The sequence below is a fragment of the Streptomyces sp. NPDC048255 genome, assembly GCF_040652415.1.
In the GTDB taxonomy this organism is placed as follows: Bacteria; Actinomycetota; Actinomycetes; order Streptomycetales; family Streptomycetaceae; genus Streptomyces.
On the sequence record NZ_JBEZMA010000005.1, the window covers coordinates 142,281 to 164,899 of the forward strand.

Sequence of the window (22,619 nt, forward strand, 5' to 3'; positions counted from 1 at the left end):
CGGCCGCCCTTCCGCCTCCGCGCACAATGGTGCCGGCGCGCGGGAGACCCAAGCAGACACAAGCAGCCACGAGGAGAGACGTATGAACGGTCAGGCGGCACAGCAGGACGCGGACATCTCGGAGCCCGCCGGCTCCGGGGTCGTGGTGCGCGTCGCCGGGGAGGCGGACCTCCCGACGGCGGCCGCGCTGTTCCGCGGGTATCTCGACTTCTACGAGGTGGCCCCCACCCCGGACCCGGACCGTCCGCGCGCCTTCCTGGCGGAGCGGATCGCGAAGGACGAGTCGCTGGTCCTGCTGGCCGACGTCCCGGGGGTCGGCACGGTCGGCTTCGCGCAGGTCTACCGCACCTTCTCCTCCCTCTCCATGCGGCCCGTCTGGGTCCTGGGCGACCTGTACGTGGACCCGTCGGGCCGCCGCACCGGCGCGGGCCGGGCGCTGCTGCGCGAGGTGCTGGGCCGGGCCCGGGAGGCCGGGGTGGCCGGCGTACAGCTGGAGACCGCGTACGACAACCACCTCGCGCAGGGGCTGTACGAGGCGGAGGGCTTCGTCCGCGAGGGGTTCCACGTGTACTTCCACGAGTTGGGCTGACCGGATTCCGGTACCGCTGAAACATTCCGGCAGCGCCGTCGCGTCAATGGGGTGAGACGGACGCGAGGGGGAGTAGATGCGGCAGGGTCGCAGAGATGGGTTCCGGGAGTTCGCCGCGGGCCGATCGGGTCATCTGTACCGGTCGGCCTGCCTGTTGGCGAGCGGGGACACCCACCTCGCGGAGGATCTGGTGCAGGAGACCCTGGGGCGGATGTACCTGCTCTGGGGGCGGATCTCTCGTATCGACAATCCGGCGGCGTACGCGCAGACGGTGCTGGTCCGGGTCTTCCTCACGCACCAGCGCCGCCGGTCGGCGGGGGAGCACCCGGTCGGGGAGTTGCCCGATTCGCGTGCTGCGGCGGCCGGCGGCGCGGATCCGGTGCTGCGGCTGACGCTGCTGGAGGCGCTGGGGCGACTGGCGCCGAAGGACCGTGCGGTGCTCGTGCTGCGCTACTGGGAGGACCGCAGCGTCGAGGAGACCGCCGACGCGATGAACGTCAGCTCGGCGGCGGTCCGTACCCGTACCTCGCGGGCGCTCGCCCGGCTGCGGGAGCAACTGGGCGGCAGCCTCGCCGCGTTCGCGGAGATCTGAGCCTCTCCCCTCCGCTTCCGCTTGTTCCGCCTTGCCAGGTGGCTGCTCTCCCACCCCCATGAACGGAAGGTCTGGTTCCCCATGCCCTTTGAAGATGAACTCGGCGAAGCCCTCCGGCGTGCGGGGGACGGTTTCACGGCCGACCGGCACGCCCTCGTGGACGCGGGCGAACGGCGCGGGCGGCGCCTGGTGGCACGCCGCCGGGCCTCCGTGATCGGCGGATCGGTACTGGCCCTGGCCGTGATCGGCTCGGCCGGCGCCTGGACGACCGGCCTGCTCGGCGGCTCCGGCCCGTCCAACGTGGCCACGCCGTCCGGACTGCCCACCGGGCTGCCCGGGCAGAGCGGCGGCGGCGCTGTGTCCCGGGCCGGCACCGGGGCCGTCAGCGGCGAGCAGCTGATCGCGATCCTCAAGGAGCTGACGCCGGGCGGGCAGCTGACGGACACCGAGGCGCGCGGCACCGACAGCGAAATGGGCCCGCACGTCCGCGGGGTGTTCGACGACGGCAAGGGCAAGGCGGCCATCGGCGTCAGCCTGACCCGGATCGACCCCACCGGGCAGATGGCCACCGACATGACGAAGTGCCCCGACGCCAAGCAGGTGGACTACGACAGCTGCAAGGACGAAGTGCTCGCGGACGGGTCCCGGCTGCTGCTCATCCAGGGCTACGAGTACCCCGACCGCCGGGAGCCCACCAAGTCCTGGCGCGCCACCCTTGCCACCCCGCAGGGCTTCCTCGTCGACGCGTCCGAGTGGAACGCGCCGGCCGAGAAGGGCGCGAAGGTCAGCCGGCCCAACCCGCCGCTGACCACGGCCCAGATGAAGACGCTCGTCACCTCCGACAAGTGGCGCCCGGCCCTGAACGACCTGCCGCCCGCCCCGACGGAGAACCAGCCCGGCACTTCGGCGCCCGGCTTCGACGCCAAGGCCGGGCTGGAGATCCTGGTGCGCAAGTACGACGTCCCGACCACGGACTCGGGCGGAGCGGGCGGCGACGGGTACGTCGTCCTCGACGACGGCAACGGTGGGTCCCGGATCGAGCTGAGGATCCAGCAGTACGGCCCGAACGAACCCCCCAGCAGCGACTTCGCTTCAGGGACCACCTCCGAGCCGAACGGCATCCAGGCGAAGGTGACCCAGGGGCCCGCCGACGCCAAGGGCGTGGTCGCGTGGCGCGCGGACGCCCTGCGGGCCAACGGTGTACGCGTCACGGTGACGGCCTACAACGCACAGGAGCGGGGCGGCCCGGCGACGCGTACGGCGCCGGTCCTGACCGTGGCGCAGCTGAAGGAGATCGCGGTGAGCCCGAAGTGGAAGGACAGGTGGGGCCGCTGACACGGGCTCATGCGGTACGGGCCCAGGTGGTACGGGCCCAGGTGGTGGGGGCCCGGGTGGTGCGGGCTCATGCGGTACGGGATCACGTGGTGCGGGTCCAGGTGGTACGGGCCCACGTGGCGCCGGCCCACGCCGTACGGGCTCACTTGGCGTCCGCGTAGCACCTCACGACCGCCGTGGTGAACGGGAACCGGACCGGGGTGTCGCCGAAGGCGATCCGGCCGGCCCGGTCACCGGCGGCGCGGATCGCCTCGGCGACGGCCTCGGCCTCCTCGGCCGGGCAGTGCACGATCACCTCGTCGTGCTGGAAGAAGACCAGCTCGGCCCGCATCCCGGCGGTGGCCTGCCGCAGGGCCGCGAGCATCAGCAGCGCCCAGTCGGCGGCGCTGCCCTGGACCACGAAGTTACGGGTGAACCGGCCGCGGGCCCGGGTGTCGGTCGAGGCGTAGCTCGGGGTCCAGCCCTCGTCCCGGTCCTGCGGGATCCCGGCCTCGCCCGCGTCCTCGTCGGCGCTGCCGGGGCGGACCGGCGGCGGGCAGGTGCGGCCCAGCCAGGTCCGCACGAGCCGGCCCTCCTCCCCGGCCCTGGCCGCCTCGTCCACGTACGCCACGGCGCGGGGGAAACGGCGGCGCAGCGCGGCCAGGTTCTTCAGGCCGTCGCCGGAGGTCTGCCCGTAGACGGCGCCGAGAACGGCGATCTTGGCCTTGTCCCGGTCGCCGGAGAAGCCCTGGCGGGAGACGGCGGTGTAGAGGTCCTCCGGCCGCCCGGCCACCTCCATGAACGCCGGGTCGCGGGAGATGGCGGCGAGTACGCGCGGCTCCATCTGGTCGGCGTCGGCGACGACGAGCCGCCAGCCCGGGTCGGCGACGACGGCCCGGCGGATCACCTTGGGGATCTGCAGGGCCCCGCCGCCGTTGGTGACCCAGCGGCCGGTGAGGGTGCCGCCGGGGATGAACTCCGGGCGGAAACGGCCGTCGTGGACCCAGTCGGCGAGCCAGGCCCAGCCGTGCGCGGTGTAGATCCGGTACAGCTTCTTGTACTCGATCAGCGGTTCCACGGCGGGGTGGTCGAGCTCCTGGATCTCCCAGCGACGGGTCGACTTGAGCTTGATCCCGGCCCCGGCGAAGGCCTTGACGACATCGGCGGGCAGGTCGGGCCGCACCCGCCGCCCGAAGGCGGCCGAGACCCGGTCGGCGAGCTCGGCCAGCCGGCGGGGCTCCCCGCCCCCGGCGTACCGCTCGCCGAGCAGCTCGGTCAGCAGGGCCCGGTGCGCGTCGGCCCGCCAGGGCAGGCCCGCGCGGTTCATCTCGGCGGCGACCAGGAACGCCGCGGACTCGGCGGCGGTCAGCAGGCGCATCCGGTCGGGGTGGGCGGTGGCCTCGATCCGGCGCAGCTGGTCGGCGTGGACCGCGAGCAGGGCGTCCAGGGGGAGCGGGGCGGGCTGGGGGTCGAAGAGCGAGGACTGGGTGCCGGGCGAGGCGGCCCGCGGCGGCGGATCGGCCGGTACGGGGGCCCCGGTGAGCCGCGCCCACGCGGCGGCGGCGGACCGGGGCTCACCGAAGCGGCCCTCGTGGGCGAGGAGGAGGAGCTCGGCGTCCTCCACGTCGTGGCACCGCTCGATCCGGACCCCGGCGGCCAGCAGCCGCGGGTACACGGCGGCGGTGGACCGCCAGACCCACCGGGCGCCGGCGGGGGCGGCGCGCACCGCCTCGGCCGGGTCGCGGGCGGTCGTCCGGACCCCGTCCGCCGGGTTCGCCGGCGCGGCGTGCCAGTGGCCGTCGGCGTCCTCGGCGAGGGCCCAGTGGGGGGTGCGGTCGGTCATGGGTGCGAGTGTCCCACCGGGGTCTGACAGGACGCCGGCGCTGGGCCGTGGCGTCGGGCCGGGCTGGTGGCTGCCGGGCTGCCGGGCTGGTGGGTGGCTTGTGCGGCGCCGTTGCCGGGGCTCTGCCCCGGGCCCCGCGCCTCAATCGCCGGCGGGGCTGGAGATGGCGGGGCTTGGAGTGCGGGTGCTGTGCCGTGGCGGGTGGCCTGTGCGGCGCCGTTGCCGGGGCTCTGCCCCGGACCCCGCGCCTCAATCGCCGGCGGGGCTGGAGATGGCGGGGCTCGGGGTGGGGCCTGATGTTGCCTTCATGGGGGTGGGGTCAGGTGGAAAGGGCGGACTTGTAGGCGGTCAGGGCGGGGCGGGGGGTGTGGGGGAGGAGGTGGCGGAGGGTGCCGGTGTCGGGGGTGGCGAGGAAGTCCGCCGCGATCGTCGAGTACGTGGCGACCAGCATCGGGACCTGGTAGGCGGGCGAACCCGGTCCGGAGAGCGCGGCGCGGGCCTCGGCCAGGGTGCCCGGGGCGTACCGGGCACCCGTCGCCGCGGCCAGCTCCGCCCCGCCCAGCGGCTGGTCGCCCACCAGCTCGTAGACCTGCCCCGCGTGCTCGTGCGGCGCGAGGGCGACCCGTACCGCCACGTCCGCAAGGTCCTCCCGGGCCACCGCGGCGAGCCGGCCCTCACCCAGCGGGGCGGTGATCAGCCCGTCCGGCCCGGGCGGGGCCAGCGCCGCCAGCAGCTCCGCGTACAGGCCGTTGCGCAGGACGGTCCAGGTCAGGGAGGACTCGCGCAGGCGGCGCTCGGTCCAGCGGTGCGGCAGCGCGTACGGGAGGTGGTCGCCCGCCCCCGCGAGGCTGGTGTAGACGACGTGGCCGACCCCGGCCTGTTCGGCCGCCGTGATCGCCGCCCCGTGCCGGGCGATGACCTGGTCGTCCTCCCCGTAGCCGGCGGAGATGAGCAGCAGGGTGTCCACCCCGCTGAAGTCGAGGGACTCCGGATCGTCGAAGTCCACCCGGACCTGCCCCGGCCCGTCCGGCTCGCGCGTGCCGAGGAGTACGTCCGGCCGGTCCGCGAGCTGCCGGGCGATCAGCGAGCCGAGAGCGCCCGAGGTGCCGGTGATCAGGAGCATGGGAAGTCCTCCGTGTGGTGGCTGGTTGGCTGTACCGACATCGTGGGCGACGGGCGCGCGGTGCATAAGGAGGCACTTCCATGTCAGTAGGGCACACCGGGGTAACCGCCCCGCCCGCCCCCGCGGCCCCAGTGGCCCCGGTGGTGAGCTGCGACGACGACTGCGGCATCCGTGACGTCCTCGACCGGCTCGGCGACAAGTGGTCGGTCCTCGTGGTCGTGCAGCTCGCCTCCGGAACGCACCGCTTCAAGGAGCTCCAGCGCGCCGTCGCCGGGATCTCCCAGCGGATGCTCACCCTCACCGTCCGCCGCCTGGAGCGCGACGGGCTGATCACCCGGACCGTGTACCCGACCGTGCCCCCGCAGGTCGAGTACGAGCTGACCGAGCTCGGCCACAGCCTGACCTGCCTCGTCAAAGCCCTCGCGGACTGGTCCCTCGTCCACCGTCCGGAGATCGAGGCCGCCCGCGCGGAATGGGACGCGAAGGCGGACATGCCAAGCTGAGGGGTGTGAGAGACCTTGCCGAAACCGTCGACCGAGCCTTCGCCGCCGCCCTCTACGCCCAGGACGACACCGGGCTGGACACCGGGGCCTCGCTGCTCGTCGCCGAGCCCGGGCAGTGGCCCGGCGTGGGGCAGGAGCTGCTGGCGCGCGGGGAGGGGTACGTACGGCAGAGCTGGGAGCGGGGCTGGCAGCCGGCCGACCTGCTCCGGATGGTCCGCCGGGACCTGGGCGGCGCCTCCGCGGCCGGGGGCGCCGGGGCCGAGCGGCACCTGCGGATCACCGGGGACCTGATCGCGGCCGAGGGGCGCCGCTACGCCCGGCTCCCGGAGCGGTGGACCGACGCCGAGGTCTGGTGGGGCGCGGACACCGCGTACGCCGACCAGCTCGCGCAGCGGGAGCGGACGGACCGGTTCACCCTGGCCACCGCCTTCCTGGAGGTGTTCCGGCTGCTGATCCGGCTGCCCTCGATCGAACCGGTGGGCCCGCTTCCGGGCGACCCCGCCGACACCCTGGAGCACGCCCACATCGAGCCGCGCATGCTGGGCCGGATCCGCGCCCTGCTCGCGAAGGCCGAGGCGACCACCTTCCCGGAGGAGGCGGAGGCGCTCAGCGCCAAGGCTCAGGAGCTGATGGCCCGGCACACCGTGGACGAGGCCCTGCTGGCGGCCGGCGGCAAGGGCCCGGCCCAGGTGCCCGGCGCCTGCCGGATCGGTGTCGAGCCCCCGTACGAGGAGGCGAAGGCGGTGCTGCTCGACGCGGTGGCCACCGCCAACCGCTGCCGGGCGGTATGGAACAGCGGCTTCGAGTTCTCCACGGTGGTCGGCTTCGAGAGCGACCTGGAGGCGGTCGAGCTGCTGTTCACCTCGCTGCTCGTCCAGGGCACGGCGGCGATGACCCGCGCGGAGGCCGCCCAGCGCTCGGGCGGGCGCAAGCGGACCAAGACCTTCAGGCAGTCCTTCCTGCTGGCCTACGCCAGCCGCCTGGGGAACCGGCTCGCCGAGACCGCCGAACACACGGCCACGCAGGCCCCGGACAACCTGCCCGCGCTGGTGGCCCGCGACGTGGCGGTCACCTCCCGGGCGGAGGAGATGTTCCCCCGGACCACGACCACCCGGCTGCGCGGCGCCACCGACCACGCGGGCTGGGAGGACGGCACGGCCGCCGCCGACCGTGCCCAGATGGGCGGAAGGCGCAACTCCCTGCCCCGGTAGGGCACTTTCCTGCGCACCCCCTAGCTCCCCTCGCGGGGCTCCTCCCCGCGCAGGGCCCGTGTCTCCGACTTCAGGATGCGCATCGACCTGCCCAGCGAGCGGGCCATGTCCGGCAGCTTCTTCGAACCGAAGACCAGCAGGCAGACGACCAGCAGGACGATCAGGTGCCAGGGCTGGACGGCGTTGCGGAGCATGGGCGTTCCACCTTTCGGATGATGATCCGCCTTATGGAACAGCCGCGGCCGGGTGCAGGACAAATCTGAAGAAGTCCTGAAAACAGCTACGCTCGGCGCCATGAGCTGGCTCCGGGCGCTGAAGGACACCGCCCGCTCGGGCGTGACGGTCGAGCGGACCCGCCTGGAGCCCCTCGTCGCGCTGCGCGCCACGGCCGGTCTCGCACTCTCCCTCTTCGCCGGTCTCGCCCTCCTGGGGCCCGGATCGGCGGCCAGTTGTGCCTTCGGCGCCTACATGGCCGCCATCGCCACCTTCCAGCAGAGCTGGCGCCCGCGCCCCGTCCTCGCCCTCGCCTCCGGCCTGACCCTGGCCGTCTCCACCTTCGTCGGCTACCTCGTAGGCTCCTCGCACACCGCGCTGTTCCTGGCCCTGCTCGCCGTGTGGACCTTCGCCACGGGCCTGCTGTGGGCGGCCGGACCCACCGCGGGGATCATCGCCTCCAGCAACGTCGCGATCATGCTGGTCACCGTCACCCTGCCCACCTCCGTCGCCCAGGCCGCCGGGCACGCCGCGCTGATCGCCGCCGGCGGGGTGGTCCAGGCGCTGCTCGTCGTGCTCTTCCCCGTCCGCCGCTGGGGAGCCCAGCGCGACGCGCTCGCCGATGCCCTCGCCGCCGAGGCCGACTACGCCCGCCGGCTGCGCCACGACCACTCCGCCCTCTTCGACCCGCAGCCCCTGATGAAGGCCCGGGCCGCCGCCACCGTCACCCCGCGCCAGGCCCGGCGGCGCCCCGCCGAGCTGCACGGGGCGCGGGGGCTGGCCGAGCGGATCCGGCCGGTGCTGGCCTCGCTCGCCGACCCGGCCGTGGGGGCGCCCGCCGAGGGGCCCGGCCGGGACCGGGTACGGGAACTGCTCGCGGCCGCGGCCTCGGTGCTGGACGCCGCCGCGCGGGCGATCCGGCACGGGGAACCCGTACGCCTCCCCGCGCCGGAGCTGGCGGTGCTCAAGTCCCCCGACACGGCCGACCTCCTCAGCGGTGCGCCGCTGCGGGCCGCGCGCCGGCTCGCCGCGCTGCTGGACGACGTACTGGAGACGGCCGAGCCCCGGTCGGGGCGTACCGCCGACCCCGGCGAATCGATGCTCCGGCCCACCCTGCCGGGGCTGGTGCCGCTGGTCCTGAGGTCCGTACGGGCCGAACTGCACCACGGATCCCCGGTCCTGCGGCACGCCCTGCGGGTCACCGCCGTGGTCTGCGCGGGCTACGTGATCGGCCACGCGCTGCCGCTCGGGCACGCCTACTGGGCCCCGATGGCCTCGGTCATGGTGATGCGCCCGGACTTCTCCCAGACGTACTCGCGCGCGGTCGCCCGCTTCGCCGGCACCCTCGTCGGGGTCGCCCTCGCCACCGCCGTCGTGCAGCTCGTCCAGCCGGGCACGTACCTGTCGGGCTTCCTGGCGGTGGCCGCCGCGGGCCTGATGTACGTGCTGATGCGCACCGGGTACGCCGTCGTGCAGGCCTTCGTCTCCGCCTACGTGGTCTTCCTGCTCGGCATGGGCGGGGTCCGCTGGGACCAGAGCGTGCCCGACCGGGTCGCCCTCACCCTGGTCGGCGGACTGCTCGCGATGGCCGCGTACGCCCTCTACCCGGCCTGGGAGACCCCGCGGCTGCGCGGCCGCCTGGCCGACTGGATCGCCGCCGACGGGCGGTACGCGGCCGCCGTGCTCGGCCAGTACGCGGACCCGGCCGGGGCCCGGCGGGCCGACGTACGGGAGGCCCTGCTGGCCGCCCGCGACGCCCGGATCGCCTGGCAGGAGGCGCTCGACCGGGCCGCCGGGGAACCGGTGCGCCACCGGGGCCTGTCCCACGCGGCCGCGGACCACGCGGGTGACGCGGTGGGCGCACTGGCCCGGGCCGCCATGCTCCTGGAGGCCCACCTCCCGGACCGCGCCCACGACCCGGTCCCGGGCGCGGCCGAGCTGGCACGGGCGCTGCGTACCGCCACCGAGGAGGGCGCGAAGGCGGTATGGGAGCGCCGGGTGCCCCAGTGGGACGAGGTCAGGGCCCTGCTGGCCGCCTGGGACGCCCCCGGGCCGGGCGTGCTGCGGGGGGCCGCGGACCAGCTGCTGCACGCGCTGGACGAGGTCTCCGAGGCCCTCCGCCCCTGAGCGTGATCAGAGGGACACCCCGCGTGCACGTGCATCTGCCCATGCAGGCGCTTAGGAACAGAGCTATGATCCGGTGCAGTTGACATCTGCACTATCGGGGGCTTCCTGTGGACCACGCGTACAACGGGATGGCAGCTGCAGAACTCGCTTCCTTGTATGGGCTGACCTGGCAGAAGAGCAGACACAGCAACTCGCAAGGTTCGTGCGTGGAGTTCGCCAAACTGCCGGGGGGCGATGTCGCCGTGCGCAACTCGCGCCACCCGGACGGTCCGGCGCTCGTCTACACGCCGGCCGAGATAGAGGCGCTGCTGCTGGGCGTCAAGGACGGCGAGTTCGACCACCTGATCGCCTGACCGGACCATCCGGCCGCGTACCTGACGGCCTGACGGAACAGCGCATCGGATCAAGCCATGCACGTGCACCGGCCGGGATCGATCGAAAGGATCAATCCCGGCCGGTGCAGCCGTTTCCGGTCGTGGTGGGCTGTCAGTCCTGGAGCAGGAACAGCGCCCAGACCACCTTGCCGGTCAGCCGCCCCGCGAGCGGGTGCCAGCCCCAGCTGTCGCTGTAGGAGTCGACCAGGAACAGCCCGCGCCCGGACTCCAGGTCGAAGTTCTCCTCCGTGCGCTCCGGTGAGAAGGCCCCGCCGGGCCGGTCCTCGCTGGGGTCGCGCACCGCGCACACCAGCCGGGTGCTCCACCGCATCAGATGCAGCCGTACGGGCGGCTCCGCCTCGCCGCCCGCACCCCGCGCGTCCTCCGGCAGGGCATGGCGCAGCGCGTTGGTGACCAGTTCGGAGACGACCAGGGACACATCGTCGAAGCGGTCGTCGAGGCCCCACTGCGTCAGCGTCGACCGGCAGAAAGAGCGGGCGCCCCGCACCGCCTCGAAGCGGGCGGGCAGAGCGCAGGAGGCGGACCCGGAGACAGCCGTGGGGTCGACCGGGGGAAGCCCCTGCCGTAACGGCTCGAGCATGGTCGATCCATTCGTCCCCATGCGAGGCACTCCCGGGATTCGCGGACGAAGCGGCGGCTCCGGCCAAAGAGAACTGCGGGGTGGGTCCCGCGCCGGCGCGAAGAGCACGCAGGTGCGCGGCACCATCGTTCCGAATGGCGGAGCCGGATGCAAGGGCAGATGCACGTGCACGCGCCGGACGTGTCCACTCCCGTGACGGTTCTTGCTCATTTCTTCCTACGCATGCATACGGACTTCTTTTCCCGGAGGCAGGATTCCGTTACAGAACGAGTACGGGCCGATGCGTTTTGGTGGCAGACTGCGGCCTCTGGGGTACGGGGGCCCCGCGACGCGCACACCAATGCGATGGGGAGGGCAGTACTAGTGACCGCAGAAGCCAGCGGTTCTGTGGTGCGCCGCATCCTCCTGGGCTCTCAGCTCAGGCGACTCCGAGAATCCCGCGGCATCACCCGTGAGGCGGCCGGCTACTCGATCCGCGCATCCGAATCGAAGATCAGCCGCTTGGAGTTGGGAAGGGTGAGCTTCAAGGCCAGGGACGTCGAGGACCTCCTCACGCTCTACGGGGTCACGGACACCTCCGAGCGCGAGTCCCTGCTGGGGCTGGTGCGCGAGGCCAACGCGACCGGCTGGTGGCACAGTTACGGAGACGTGCTGCCCGGATGGTTCCAGACGTACATCGGTCTGGAGGGTGCCGCCTCGCTCATCCGGATCTACGAAGTCCAGTTCGTCCACGGCCTGTTGCAGACCGAGGCCTACGCCCACGCCGTCGTCCGCCGCGGCATGCCCGGCGCCACCGCCGCCGAGATCGACCGCCGGGTCGCGCTGCGCCTGGAGCGCCAGAAGGTCCTCGTCTCCGAGAGCGCCCCGGTCTTCCACGCGGTCCTCGACGAGGCCGCGCTGCGCCGCCCGTACGGCGACCGCGACGTGATGCGCGGCCAGCTGGAGCACCTCATCGAGGTCTCGCAACGGCCCAACGTGCAGCTCCAGGTGATGCCCTTCTCCTTCGGCGGACACGCGGGCGAGAGCGGAGCCTTCACCCTGCTGCGCTTCCCCGAGTCGGACCTCCAGGACATCGTCTATCTGGAACAGCTCACCAGCGCCCTCTACCTGGACAAGGACGAGGAAGTGGGGCAGTACAGCCGGGCGATGGAGCGGCTCCAGGCGGACTGCCCCGACCCCGACCGGACCAGGGATCTTCTGCGGGGACTCCTCCAACTGTCTTGATTCGCACGTAGTATGACGTCTGATCAGTGCATGACGACCGATCGGTCTCCGGTGCAGCGCACGGGTGCGCGCTCGCAGTAAGGGATGGCATGTCCATATTCACCGACCTGGCTCACCAGTACATCGACGGCGAATGGCTGGCCGGCACCGGTTCGTGGGACATCATCGACGTCAACCCCTACAACGGGGAGAAGCTCGCGGCCATCACGGTGGCCACCGTCGAGCAGGTGGACCAGGCCTACCGCGGCGCCGAGCGCGCGCAGCGCGAATGGGCCGCCACCAGCCCGTACGCGAGACGGGCGGTCCTGGAGCGGGCCCTGCGCATCACCGAGGAGCGCGAGAAGGAAATCGTCGAGGCGATGATCGACGAGCTCGGCGGGACCCGTCCCAAGGCCGAGTACGAGGTCTACCTCGCCAAGGAGTTCCTCCGCGAGGCGATGCAGCTGGCGGTCCGCCCCGAGGGCCGGATCCTGGCCTCGCCGGTGGAGGGCAAGGAGAACCGGGTCCAGCGCCTGCCCGTCGGCGTGGTCACCGTGATCAGCCCCTTCAACTTCCCCTTCCTGGTCACCCTCAAGTCGGTCGCCCCCGCCCTGGCACTGGGCAACGCCGTCGTGATCAAGCCGAACCAGAACGCCCCGGTCGTCGGCGGCGGGGTCATAGCCAAGGTCTTCGAGGACGCGGGACTGCCCGCCGGACTGCTGAACGTCCTGGTCACCGACATAGCCGAGATCGGCGACGCGCTCCTCACCCACCCCGTCCCCAAGGTCATCTCCTTCGCCGGCTCGGACCGGGTCGGCCGCCACGTGGGCGCGGTCGCCGCCCGCCACTTCAAGCGGACCGTCCTCGAACTCAGCGGCAACAGCGCGCTGGTCGTCCTCGACGACGCCGACCTCGACTACGCGGTGGACGCGGCCGTCTTCAGCCGCTTCGTCTACCAGGGCCAGGTCTGCATGGCCGCCAACCGGATCCTGGTCGACGCCTCGGTCGCGGAGGAGTTCACCGCCAAGTTCACCGCCCGCGTCCGGGCCCTGAAGACCGGCGACCCGCACGACGCGGGCACCCACATCGGCCCGCTGATCAACTCCTTCCAGGCCGACGCGCTGACCGCGCTCGTGGACCGGGCCGTGGAGGAGGGCGCGCAGGCGCTCGTACGGGGATCTACGCGCGGCAACCTCGTCGAGCCGACCGTCCTGGCCGGACTCCCGGAGGACTCCCCGCTGCTCGGCCAGGAGATCTTCGGCCCGGTGGCCCTGCTGGTGGTCTTCGACGGCGAGGACGAGGCCGTACGGCTGACCAACGCCACCCCCTACGGGCTCAGCGGAGCCGTGCACACCCGGGACGTGGAGCGCGGCGTCCGCTTCGCCCAGCGGATCGAGACGGGGATGATCCACGTCAACGACTCCACGATCGGGGACGAGCCGCTCGCGGCCTTCGGTGGCGAGAAGGCATCCGGCCTCGGCCGCCTGAACGGCGAGGCCACGGTGGAGGCCTTCACCACCCAGAAGTGGATCTCCGTACAGCACGGCCGGACGCGTTTCCCCTTCTAGCCGGACTCGTTTCCCCTTCCAGGGGGCCTTCCAGGGCGCGGGCCCTTCTCCGGACGCGGGCCGTTCTAGACTCGGGCGGGCGTACGTCGCAGCCGCCCGGGGGAGAGCAAGTTGAGCAACATACCGGAGACCGGCCGGACCCCTCGGGTCCAGAACCGGCTCGTCGTCATCCAGATCGTCGTCTTCTCGCTGCTGCTCACCCTCGGCGGCCGGCTCTGGTACCTCCAGATCCGCAATGGCCAGGAGTACACGGACGAGGCCAAGAACAACCACGTCCAGCAGGTGGTCCAGCCCGCGGTGCGCGGCTCGATCCTGGACGCGCGCGGGGTCCCGCTCGCCGACAACGCCACCCACCTCGTCGTCTCCGCGAGCCGCACCGAGCTGCTCACGATGAAGGACAAGGGCAAGTCTGTCCTCGTCCGCCTCGCCGGGGTCCTGGGCATGGACCCCCAGGAGGTCGTCGACAAGGTCCGGCTCTGCGACTCCAAGACCCCGCAGCCCTGCTGGAACGGCTCCCCGTACCAGCCCATCCCCGTCAGCGACGAGGCCACCACCGAGCAGGCCCTGCACATCCGCGAGCACCCCGCCGACTTCCCGGGCATCACCGCCGAGCCGACCGCCCTGCGGCGCTACGCGGCGCCCGACGCCGCCAACACCTCCCAGGTGCTGGGCTACCTCTCGCCGGTCACCGACGAGGAGATCGCCAAGGCGAAGAAGTCCGACTCCCCCTACCTGCGCTCCGACCAGGTGGGCCGCTCCGGCCTGGAGCGGACGTACGACAAGGAACTGCGCGGCAAGGCGGGCGTCACCCGCTACGAGGTGGACAACCTCGGACGCGTCACCGGACAGGCCCAGAGCGACCCCGCGCAGCCCGGCTCGAACATCGTCACCTCGATCGACTCGCGCGTGCAGGCGGTCGCGGAGCGCGAGCTGAACAACGCGATGATCGAGGCCCGCAAGACGTTCGACAAGAACAACACCCACAGGAACTACGAGGCGGACTCGGGCGCCGTCGTGGTCATGGAGGCCAAGACGGGCCGCATCGTGGCGATGGCCTCGAACCCGACCTACGACCCGAACGCCTGGGTCGGCGGCATCTCCGCCAAGGACTACGCCTCCCTCACCGACAAGGCGTCGAACTACCCGCTCCTGAACCGGGCGATCCAGGGCCAGGCGGCGCCGGGCTCCGTCTTCAAGGTCGTCTCCTCGACCGCCGCGGTCAACGCCGGTTACCCCTTCGACCGCCGCTACCCCTGCCCCAGCGCCTACTCCGTCGGCAACCAGACCTTCACCAACTTCGAGTCCCAGGGCTACGGCGACATCACCATCGGCCGGGCGCTGGAGGTCTCCTGCGACACCGTCTACTACGCCATCGCCGACCAGGAGTGGAAGAAGGACGGCGGCATCAACCCCAAGAAGAACCCGAACGACTGGTTCCTCAAGACCGCCCACGAGTTCGGCCTGGGCAAGCCGACCGGCGTGGACCTGCCGAACGAGGTCCCCGGCCGGGTCCCCGACCGGCAGTGGAAGCAGGACTTCTTCGATGCGAACAAGGCCGCCTGGTGCCGTGACGGCAAGAAGAACGGCAGCTTCGCCGAGAAGATCGCCTACGAGAACTGCCGGCAGGGCAACCAGCTGCGCGAGGGCGACGCCATCAACTACTCGATCGGGCAGGGCGACACGCTCGTCACGCCGATCCAGATGGCCTCCGTCTACGCGGCCATCGCCAACGGCGGCACCCTCCACCGGCCCAGCATCGGCAAGGCGATCGTCAGCGCCGACGGCAACTCCGTCCAGGAGATCGCGCCGAAGGAGCAGGGCAAGCTGCCGATGGACGCCGAGCTGCGCGACGACATCGACGGGGCCCTGGCCTCGGTCGCCACCACGGGCAGCGCCGCCTGGCGCTTCGGCGGCTGGCCGCAGAAGCAGATCCCCATGCACGCCAAGACCGGCACCGCCGAGGTCCAGGGCAAGCAGACCACCTCGTGGTTCGCCTCCTACACCGAGGACTACGCGATCGTCATGACGATCTCCCAGGGCGGCACCGGCTCCGGCGCGTCGGGACCGGCGGTGCGCAAGATCTACGAGGCCATGTACGGGCTCGACCCGACGGGCAAGCAGGACCTCAACAAGGCCCTGCTGCCCAAGCCCGCCACCGCGCTGCCGGCGCTGCGCCCGGACGAGGAGAACACCGCCCGCTGAACCGGCCCTCTAGGACAAGAACTGACCGCAATGCTCCGTAGCGTGGTCCTTGTCAGCACGAGACGACTCAACGGCAAACGAAGAAGGCGGTCGGTCATGGCTCAGGTTTCCACAGAGGTCCCCGGTGACGAGCGCGGCACGCTCCTGTCCTTCGTCGAGTCGCAGCGCGCCGCGCTGCGCGAGGCGGCGCAAGGCCTGACCGAGGAGCAGGCGGCGAGCCGCCCCAGCGCCAGCGAGCTCTCCCTGTCCGGGCTGCTCAAGCACGCGGCGGAGTGCGAGCTGACCTGGCTGCGGATGGCCCAGCAGCGGCCCAACGAGCGCCAGCGCACCGAGGAGACCTGGGGCGAGGCCTTCCGCCTGCTCGAGGACGAGTCCGTCCCGGACGTGCTGGCCTTCTGGGACGGGGTGGCGAAGGAGACGGAGGCCTTCATCGCGGCCGTCCCCAGCCTCGACGACAGCTTCCCGCTGCCCCCGGCCCCCTGGTTCCCCCAGGACGCCGAGGTCTCGATGCGCTGGATGCTCCTGCACCTGGTGGAGGAGTTCGCCCGGCACGCCGGCCACGCGGACATCGTCCGCGAGTCCATCGACGGCACCCGGGCCATGGGGTAGGCGGGACCCGGCGGTTAGCCTGGCCGCATGTCAGCGATCAGGCTTCTCGTCCTCGGCGCGGTCCGCCAGCACGGGCGGGCACACGGGTACCAGGTGCGCAACGACCTGGAGTACTGGGGCGCCCACGAGTGGTCCAACACCAAGCCCGGCTCGATCTACCACGCGCTCAAGCAGATGGCGAAGCAGGGCGTCCTGCACGCCCACGAGGTGGCGCCGAGCGCGGCGGGCGGACCGCCGCGCACCGAGTACGAGGTGACGGACGCCGGCCGCGAGGAGTACTTCAGGCTGCTGCGCGAGGCCCTGGCCGCGTACGACCAGAAGACGGACCTGCTGTCGACCGCGATCGGCTTCATGGTCGACCTGCCGCGGGCCGAGGTGCTGGCGCTGCTGCGGGAGCGGCTGTCGAAGCTGGCGGCCTGGCGGTCGTCGGTGACGGACTACTACACGCCGGAGGCCGGTCCGGAGCAGCTGGGCCACATCGGCGAGATCATGCACCGCTGGGTCCATTCCGCGGACGCGGAGGCGGAGTGGACCCGGGGGCTGATCGCCCGGATCGAGGGCGGCGCCTACTCCTTCGCGGGTGAGGGCGGCGAGCCCTTCGTGGGGATCCTGGCGGACGGCCAGGAGAATCCCTTCGCGTAATCAAGTTTGACTAGCCCGGTTCCCGGGCACTACCTTGGCGCAGCCTGCTACTCAAGTTTGACTAATGAGCTGAAGGGGTTTCGCGTTGGCGATCTTCGCCGAAGGTGTCCACAAGCGGTACGCGGACAAGCACGCCCTGGCCGGGCTCGACCTGGAGGTCGCCCGGGGCACGGTCCAGGCCGTGCTCGGCCCCAACGGGGCCGGCAAGACCACGGCCGTCCGGATCATGAGCACCCTGCTGCGGCCCGACGCGGGCGTGGTCCGGGTCGCGGGCCACGACGCCCGCAAGGACCCGGCGGCCGTCCGCGCCCGGATCGGGCTGCTGGGCCAGCACGCGGCGCTCGATGAGCAGCTGGGCGGACGGCAGAACCTGGAGATGTTCGGCCGCCTCCACCACCTGGGGGCCCGGCGGGCCGGACGGCGGGCCGACGAGCTGCTGGCGCGGTTCGGCCTCGCCGACACCGGCGCCAAGCCCGTGAAGCAGTACAGCGGCGGCATGCGCCGCCGGCTCGACCTCGCGGCGTCGCTGATCACCGAACCCGAGGTGCTCTTCCTGGACGAGCCGACCACCGGACTCGACCCGCGCGGCCGCACCGAGGTGTGGAGCGCGGTCCGCTCCCTCGTCGGCGGCGGCACGACCGTCCTGCTGACCACCCAATACCTGGAGGAGGCCGACCAGCTGGCCGACCGGATCGCGCTGATCGACGCCGGACGGGTGGCGCGGGAGGGCACCGCGGACGAGCTGAAGGCGCTGGTCGGCGCGGACCGGATCGTCGTGGTCCTGCGCGACACGGCCCGCCTGGCCGAGGCGGCGGAGCTGCTGCCGGACCCCTCGGTGGACCCGGTCAGGGCCACCCTGAGCTTCCCCGTGGAGGACCGGATGGCGGGCCTGGCCCTGACCCTGCGGGCGCTGGAGGGCGCCGGCATCGAGGCCGCCGACCTCTCGGTCCGGCGGCCCACGCTGGACGAGGTCTTCCTGCACCTCACCGGCCGGACCGACGCCGACACCGACGCCGCGGAGGTGGCCGTATGAGCACCGCATGGATGGTCTCCGACTCCTGGACCATGACCCGGCGGGAGCTGGCGCACTGGGCGCGGCAGCCGGTGCAGGTGGTCGTCGGGCTGGTCTTCCCGGTGATGCTGCTGCTGATGTTCGGCTTCCTGGTCGGCGGCGGACGGGGCATCGACGGGGAGTACGTCGAGTTCCTGGTGCCCGGGATGCTCGCGCTGACCATGGCCTTCGGGCTGGAGGCGACCATGACGGCGGTCACCCAGGACCTTGAGAAGGGGGTGATCGACCGCTTCCGGTCCATGCCCATGTGCTCGTCCGCGGTCCTGGTCGGCCGCAGCGTGGCGGACATGCTCCAGTCCGCGCTGGGCCTCCTGGTCCTCGCGGGGGTCGGGCTGCTGCTCGGCTGGCGCTGGCACGGCTCGGCGGCCGCCACCCTGGCCGCCTTCGGGCTGCTCCTGCTGCTGCGCTTCGCGATGCTGTGGATAGGGATCCACCTGGGGATGGTGGCGGGACGCCCGGAGCTGGTCCAGGCCGTGCAGATCCTGGTGTGGCCGGTGGGCTTCCTCTCCAACGCCTTCGCGACGCCGGAGTCGATGCCCGGCTGGCTGGGGACCGTGGTCGAATGGAACCCGATGTCGGCGACGGCGACGGCCGTCCGCGACCTCTTCGGCAACCCGTCGGCGGCGCCCTCCTCCTGGGCCTCCGACCACGCCGCACTGCTGGCCGTGGGCTGGCCGCTCCTGCTGCTGGCGGTCTTCGTCCCGCTGGCCGTGGGCCGCTTCCGCGGCCTCAGCAAATGACGCGGCGGAGCGGGCTTGCACCTCACGCCACGTGAGGGACCACAGTGAAGGGCGTACCCAACCAGAGGAGCGGAAGCCATGAGCTACTCCGTGGGACAGGTCGCCGGATTCGCCGGAATCACGGTGCGCACCCTGCACCACTACGACGAGATCGGTCTGCTCTCCCCGAGCGGCCGCAGCCACGCGGGACACCGGCGGTACGACGACGCCGACCTCGACCGGCTGCAGCGGATCCTGTTCTACCGGGAGCTCGGCTTCCCCCTCGAAGAGGTCGCGGTCCTGCTGGACGACCCGGAATCGGATCCGCGGGAGCACCTGCGCCGGCAGCATGCCCTGCTGTCCGACCGGATCGCCCGGCTCCAGCAGATGGCCAAGGCCGTTGAGCACGCCATGGAGGCGAACAAGATGGGCATCAACCTCACGCCCGAGGAACGGTTCGAGGTCTTCGGGGACCACGACCCGGAGCAGTACGCGCAGGAGGCCGAAGAGCGCTGGGGCGACACGGACGCGTATGCCGAGTCCCAGCGCCGGGCCGCCTCCTACACGAAGGACGACTGGAAGCGGATGCAGGACCAGACCGCCGACTGGGGCAGCCGGTACGTGGCGCTCATGGAGGCGGGCGAGCCCGCCGACGGCGAGCGCGCCATGGACCTGGCCGAGGAGCACCGGCTCCACATCAGCCAGTGGTTCTACGACTGCCCGTACGAGCTGCACACCTGCCTCGGCGACATGTACGTCGCGGACGAGCGGTTCACCGCCTTCTACGACGCGATGAAGCCCGGCTTCGCCGAGCACCTGAGGGACGCGATCACGGCCAACGCCGTGCGCAAGGTGTAGCCGGGACGTCACGCACCCGACCCCTGCCGGTACCTGGAACCGGGCGGGGGTCGTGTGCGTTGATAATTGAGACCGCACGCCCGCCCGCACCCGCCTGCTCCCGCCGGCACGCCCCCCGATCCAGGAGAGTCCGGAACCCGTGTACACGTTTGCGCTCGGCCCTGAGTGGCTGTCCCCGGACTATCTGATCTCGCACTTCGGACTGATCGGCATCCTGGTCATCGTCTTCGCGGAATCAGGCCTCTTCGCCTTCCTTCCCGGAGACTCGCTGCTGTTCACGGCAGGTCTGCTGGTCGCGGACGGCCAGTACATCAAGCAGCCGCTGTGGCTGGTCTGCACGCTGATCGTGGCCGCCGCGATCATCGGCGACCAGGTCGGCTACATGATCGGCAAGTTCTTCGGACCGAAGATCTTCAACCGCCCGAAGTCCAAGCTCTTCAAGCGGGAGAACCTCGACAAGGCCCACGAGTTCATGGACCGGCACGGTCCGAAGGCCATCGTGCTCGCCCGTTTCGTGCCGATCATCCGCACCTTCGCCCCGATGGTGGCCGGCGCCGGCTCGATGAAGTACCGCACCTTCCTGACGTACAACATCATCGGCGGCATCGGCTGGGGCGCGGGCGTCACGGTGGCCGGCTACTGGCTCGGCCAGATCGAGTTCATCAAGACCAACGTCGAGCCGATCCTGGTGGGCATCGTCCTGGTCTCGGTGATCCCGGTGGTCTTCGAGGTGCTGAAGGCCCGCAAGGAGAACAAGGCCAAGGCCGCCGAGGAGCCGGCCGTCGCGGTCGAGGGCTCCGGCCCGCAGGCCCCGGGCCAGCGCGGCCGCCACGCCAAGCGCTAGCCGCACTCGTACCACCTGTACCCCGAGCACCACACGTACGCCCCGGAAGCCGCCAGAGGCCCCGGGGCGTACGTGTGTCCCGTACCGGCTCTAGTGCTGTGACCGGAAAGGTTCACCGGGTCGCGCCGCCCGGCACGGCACCTCGCCGCGTTGTCGGACCGCGCCGGTACGTCCAGTACGAGCCGCGGCCCTCCGCCTTGCGATGCACCGCACCGGACGACGCGACCCGGCAAACCTTTCCGGCCACAGCACTAGAAGCCGCGGGTGCGCTTGGCGGCCCGGCGCTTGGCGGCGCTCGTCGCCCCCGGGATCCGCATGAACAGCCGCGAGGCCTCCGAGCCGAGGTTGACCCCGATGGCGATCGCCAGGGCGATGGCCGCGGCGGTCGTCAGCGAGCCCAGGCCCTCGTTCAGCCGGTTCTCCGCGATCAGCAGCAGCCCGTAGTACGTCGCCGAGCCGGGCAGCAGCGGGCCGATGGCGGCCGTCACGTACGGCAGGGCGGAGGCGAAGCGGTAGCGGGAGAAGAGCTGCCCGAACAGGCCCACCAGCCCGGCCGCGATGGCCGTGGACGGCACGGCGGGGATGCCGCCCGCGTAGTGCAGGGCCCCGTAGGTCACCCAGGCGACCCCGCCGTTCAGCGTCACGATCCACACGGTGGAACGTTCCTGCTGGAGCAGGATCGCGAAGGTGAACACCAGCACCATCGAGGCGGCGATCTGGACCAGAGGCCGCTGCTGGATCTGGAGGACCTCCTCCGGCCGCGGCGAGGCGTCGAACTGGAGCCCGACGTAGAGCACGACCAGCACGCCCATGATGATGCCGATGAACAGGTACATCACCTCCAGCAGCCGGGCGGAGGCGGTGATGTAGTAGCCGGTCAGGCCGTCCTGCACGGCCGCGACCAGGGCCCGTCCCGGCAGCAGCGCGAACAGCCCGCCGGTGATCACGGCGGAGGCCTTGACGTCGATCCCCGTCATGTTCAGTGCCACCCCGATGGCGGCGGGAGGCATCGCGGCGACCACGAACTGGTAGAACTCGGGCAGCCCGCGCCCGGCGCACAGCCACGCCAGACGGTCGCCCAGGACCGCGCCGATCGCTGCCGCGAAGAAGACGAGCACCCCGCCACCGACGAGCGTGGAGGCGGCTCCGGCGAGCAGCCCGGCGGAGGCGGTGAGCATCCAGCCGGGGTACGGGTGGCGGTTGCGGCGGATCTCGGCGAGGCGCCGGTAGGCCTCCTCCAGCGAGACGTCGACCTCGTGGGCGCTGATGTCGTCCACGAGGCGGAACACGGCCGCGAGGCGGTTGTAGTCGGTGCCGCGGCGGCGCACGGTCCGGTTCGCCGAGACCGGATCGCCCACCAGGCTCGGCTGGTGGGTGACCGACAGCATGGTGAAGGTGACGGTGGGCTCGCAGCGGTCCAGCCCGTAGGAGCGGGCCACCGCGAACATCGCGGCCTCCACGTCCTCGGCGCCCTCACCGCCGGCGAGCAGCAGCTCGCCGATGCGCAGGGTCAGGTCGAGTACGCGGCCCACCGCGGGGCCGGTCTCGCTCTGCTTCTGCACGAGCTCCGGGACGGGCCGCACGTCGACCGGCATGCGCAGCATCGTGCGCATGCGGTCCTGCCAGGGCGATTCCTTCATGCGGGCCACGGGGAAGCCGTGGCCGGGCGTGTAGGCGGACGGGGCGTGCTGGGCGCTGTAGGTCGCGGGGGTGGCGAAGGCGGAGCCCTCGGGGGCGGGCGGCGGCGGCTCGGCACCCGCCGGACGGGCGAACTCCGAGGTGGGCTGGTCCTCCTCGATGCCCTCCGGCTCGACCCCGGGCGGCGGCGTGAAGGCGCTGTGCGCCTCGTCGGACGTGGGCTTCCTGTCCTCTGCCCCGTCGGCTTCCGCCACGCGTCCTCCAGTCCGTGATCACCCGCGGTACCAGTATGCGGAACCGTTTCATCCACGGCGAAACGGTTCCCCCTGCGGGCGGCTAGGCGGCGCGGTTCGGCTGCGCCCGGGCCCCTGGGGCTCCGCCCCGGACCCCGCGCCTCAATCGCCGGCGGGGCTGGATTCGGCCGTGTGCCCTGCGGGCGGCTTGGCGGTGCGGTTCGGCTGCGCCCGGGCCCTGGGGCTCCGCCCCGGACCCCGCGCCTCAATCGCCGGCGGGGCTGGATTTGCCTCCCTTTCCCCTGCGGGGCGGCTCGGTGGGGGTTGGCTCGTTCCGGCGGAGCCTGGTCGGTGGGGTCGGTCCGCGGTGCCCCTCCGGGCTGTCTCCTCGGCTCGCGCACTGAGCCCATGCTGCGAAAACGCTGCCCAGGTTGCGCGCTCGTCCTGCGGGGACACCCCTGCGCGGCACCACTCCCCTCCACCACGAGGCCCCAATAACCGCCAGGCCTGGCTTCCGGAGCCTGGGCGTGGGGTGGGGACG

General features: G+C 72.2%; 19 protein-coding genes and 2 pseudogenes. 16 read left to right on the forward strand and 5 right to left on the reverse strand.

Annotated elements, in window-relative coordinates; genetic code table 11:
- Positions 1-82 precede the first annotated feature (82 nt).
- The 3 genes from AB0D94_RS07205 to AB0D94_RS07215 all read left to right on the forward strand — a co-directional run bounded on the left by AB0D94_RS07205 (position 83) and on the right by AB0D94_RS07215 (position 2,516).
- The gene (locus tag AB0D94_RS07205) at positions 83-589 is read left to right on the forward strand and encodes a GNAT family N-acetyltransferase (protein ID WP_362046831.1); all 507 of its coding nucleotides are present in this window, start codon (positions 83-85) and stop codon (positions 587-589) included.
- Between the two features lie 76 nt (positions 590-665).
- On the forward strand, positions 666-1,181 hold the full coding sequence (locus tag AB0D94_RS07210; RefSeq protein WP_362046834.1) for a SigE family RNA polymerase sigma factor: 516 nt from the start codon (positions 666-668) through the stop codon (positions 1,179-1,181).
- An 81-nt stretch (positions 1,182-1,262) separates the two neighbouring features.
- A complete protein-coding gene (locus AB0D94_RS07215; RefSeq protein ID WP_362046837.1) occupies positions 1,263-2,516 on the forward strand; it encodes a hypothetical protein in 1,254 nt (417 codons plus the stop codon).
- A 142-nt stretch (positions 2,517-2,658) separates the two neighbouring features.
- On the opposite strand, the gene AB0D94_RS07220 is transcribed toward AB0D94_RS07215, so the two are convergent.
- Together AB0D94_RS07220 and AB0D94_RS07225 are read right to left on the reverse strand one after the other, a co-directional pair.
- On the reverse strand, positions 2,659-4,338 hold the full coding sequence (locus AB0D94_RS07220) for a bifunctional 3'-5' exonuclease/DNA polymerase (RefSeq protein WP_362046840.1): 1,680 nt from the start codon (positions 4,336-4,338) through the stop codon (positions 2,659-2,661).
- A 319-nt stretch (positions 4,339-4,657) separates the two neighbouring features.
- A complete protein-coding gene (locus AB0D94_RS07225) occupies positions 4,658-5,461 on the reverse strand; it encodes an NAD(P)H-binding protein (protein ID WP_362046843.1) in 804 nt (267 codons plus the stop codon).
- An 80-nt stretch (positions 5,462-5,541) separates the two neighbouring features.
- Between AB0D94_RS07225 and AB0D94_RS07230 the strand changes: the two genes are divergently transcribed.
- A complete protein-coding gene (locus AB0D94_RS07230) occupies positions 5,542-5,964 on the forward strand; it encodes a helix-turn-helix domain-containing protein (protein ID WP_362046846.1) in 423 nt (140 codons plus the stop codon).
- A 5-nt stretch (positions 5,965-5,969) separates the two neighbouring features.
- Positions 5,970-7,175 carry a DUF2786 domain-containing protein gene (locus AB0D94_RS07235; RefSeq protein ID WP_362046849.1) on the forward strand — a complete coding sequence of 402 codons (1,206 nt, stop codon included), beginning with the start codon at positions 5,970-5,972 and terminating at the stop codon, positions 7,173-7,175.
- A 20-nt stretch (positions 7,176-7,195) separates the two neighbouring features.
- Here AB0D94_RS07235 and tatA read toward each other — a convergent pair whose 3' ends face one another.
- Positions 7,196-7,369 carry a Sec-independent protein translocase subunit TatA gene (tatA, locus tag AB0D94_RS07240; protein WP_362046852.1) on the reverse strand — a complete coding sequence of 58 codons (174 nt, stop codon included), beginning with the start codon at positions 7,367-7,369 and terminating at the stop codon, positions 7,196-7,198.
- A gap of 100 nt (positions 7,370-7,469) precedes the next feature.
- Between tatA and AB0D94_RS07245 the strand changes: the two genes are divergently transcribed.
- Both AB0D94_RS07245 and AB0D94_RS07250 read left to right on the forward strand, forming a co-directional pair.
- A complete protein-coding gene (locus tag AB0D94_RS07245; RefSeq protein WP_362046855.1) occupies positions 7,470-9,515 on the forward strand; it encodes an FUSC family protein in 2,046 nt (681 codons plus the stop codon).
- Between the two features lie 107 nt (positions 9,516-9,622).
- On the forward strand, positions 9,623-9,868 hold the full coding sequence (locus tag AB0D94_RS07250; RefSeq protein WP_125640303.1) for a DUF397 domain-containing protein: 246 nt from the start codon (positions 9,623-9,625) through the stop codon (positions 9,866-9,868).
- Positions 9,869-10,001: 133 nt separating this feature from the next.
- On the opposite strand, the gene AB0D94_RS07255 is transcribed toward AB0D94_RS07250, so the two are convergent.
- Entirely contained in the window at positions 10,002-10,511 is a 510-nt protein-coding gene (locus AB0D94_RS07255; protein ID WP_362046860.1) for an ATP-binding protein, read from the reverse strand.
- A gap of 324 nt (positions 10,512-10,835) precedes the next feature.
- Here AB0D94_RS07255 and AB0D94_RS07260 point away from each other — a divergent pair, with 324 nt between their 5' ends.
- The 9 genes and pseudogenes from AB0D94_RS07260 to AB0D94_RS07300 all read left to right on the forward strand — a co-directional run.
- Positions 10,836-11,714 (forward strand): helix-turn-helix transcriptional regulator, encoded by an 879-nt coding sequence (locus tag AB0D94_RS07260; RefSeq protein WP_362046863.1) that lies wholly within the window; start codon positions 10,836-10,838, stop codon positions 11,712-11,714.
- Between the two features lie 89 nt (positions 11,715-11,803).
- Positions 11,804-13,261 (forward strand): aldehyde dehydrogenase family protein, encoded by a 1,458-nt coding sequence (locus tag AB0D94_RS07265; protein WP_362046866.1) that lies wholly within the window; start codon positions 11,804-11,806, stop codon positions 13,259-13,261.
- A 111-nt stretch (positions 13,262-13,372) separates the two neighbouring features.
- Positions 13,373-15,433, forward strand: a pseudogene (gene mrdA / locus AB0D94_RS07270) (penicillin-binding protein 2); the annotation flags it as partial.
- Positions 15,434-15,559: 126 nt separating this feature from the next.
- On the forward strand, positions 15,560-16,072 hold the full coding sequence (locus AB0D94_RS07275; RefSeq protein ID WP_362046869.1) for a DinB family protein: 513 nt from the start codon (positions 15,560-15,562) through the stop codon (positions 16,070-16,072).
- Between the two features lie 27 nt (positions 16,073-16,099).
- Positions 16,100-16,714, forward strand: a complete 615-nt coding sequence (locus AB0D94_RS07280; protein ID WP_362046872.1) for a PadR family transcriptional regulator — start codon at positions 16,100-16,102, stop codon at positions 16,712-16,714.
- A gap of 85 nt (positions 16,715-16,799) precedes the next feature.
- Positions 16,800-17,747, forward strand: coding sequence for an ATP-binding cassette domain-containing protein (locus AB0D94_RS07285; protein ID WP_362046875.1), 948 nt, complete (start codon positions 16,800-16,802; stop codon positions 17,745-17,747).
- Positions 17,744-18,526 (forward strand): ABC transporter permease, encoded by a 783-nt coding sequence (locus AB0D94_RS07290; protein WP_362046878.1) that lies wholly within the window; start codon positions 17,744-17,746, stop codon positions 18,524-18,526. The genes AB0D94_RS07285 and AB0D94_RS07290 overlap by 4 nt, the downstream gene beginning before the upstream one ends.
- A 78-nt stretch (positions 18,527-18,604) precedes the next feature.
- On the forward strand, positions 18,605-19,363 hold the full coding sequence (locus AB0D94_RS07295) for a MerR family transcriptional regulator (protein WP_362046881.1): 759 nt from the start codon (positions 18,605-18,607) through the stop codon (positions 19,361-19,363).
- 139 nt (positions 19,364-19,502) lie between these two features.
- Positions 19,503-20,141, forward strand: a pseudogene (locus tag AB0D94_RS07300) (VTT domain-containing protein); the annotation flags it as partial.
- A gap of 317 nt (positions 20,142-20,458) precedes the next feature.
- On the opposite strand, the gene AB0D94_RS07305 reads toward AB0D94_RS07300, so the two are convergent.
- A complete protein-coding gene (locus AB0D94_RS07305) occupies positions 20,459-22,099 on the reverse strand; it encodes a threonine/serine exporter family protein (protein WP_362046884.1) in 1,641 nt (546 codons plus the stop codon).
- Positions 22,100-22,619: the final 520 nt, after the last annotated feature.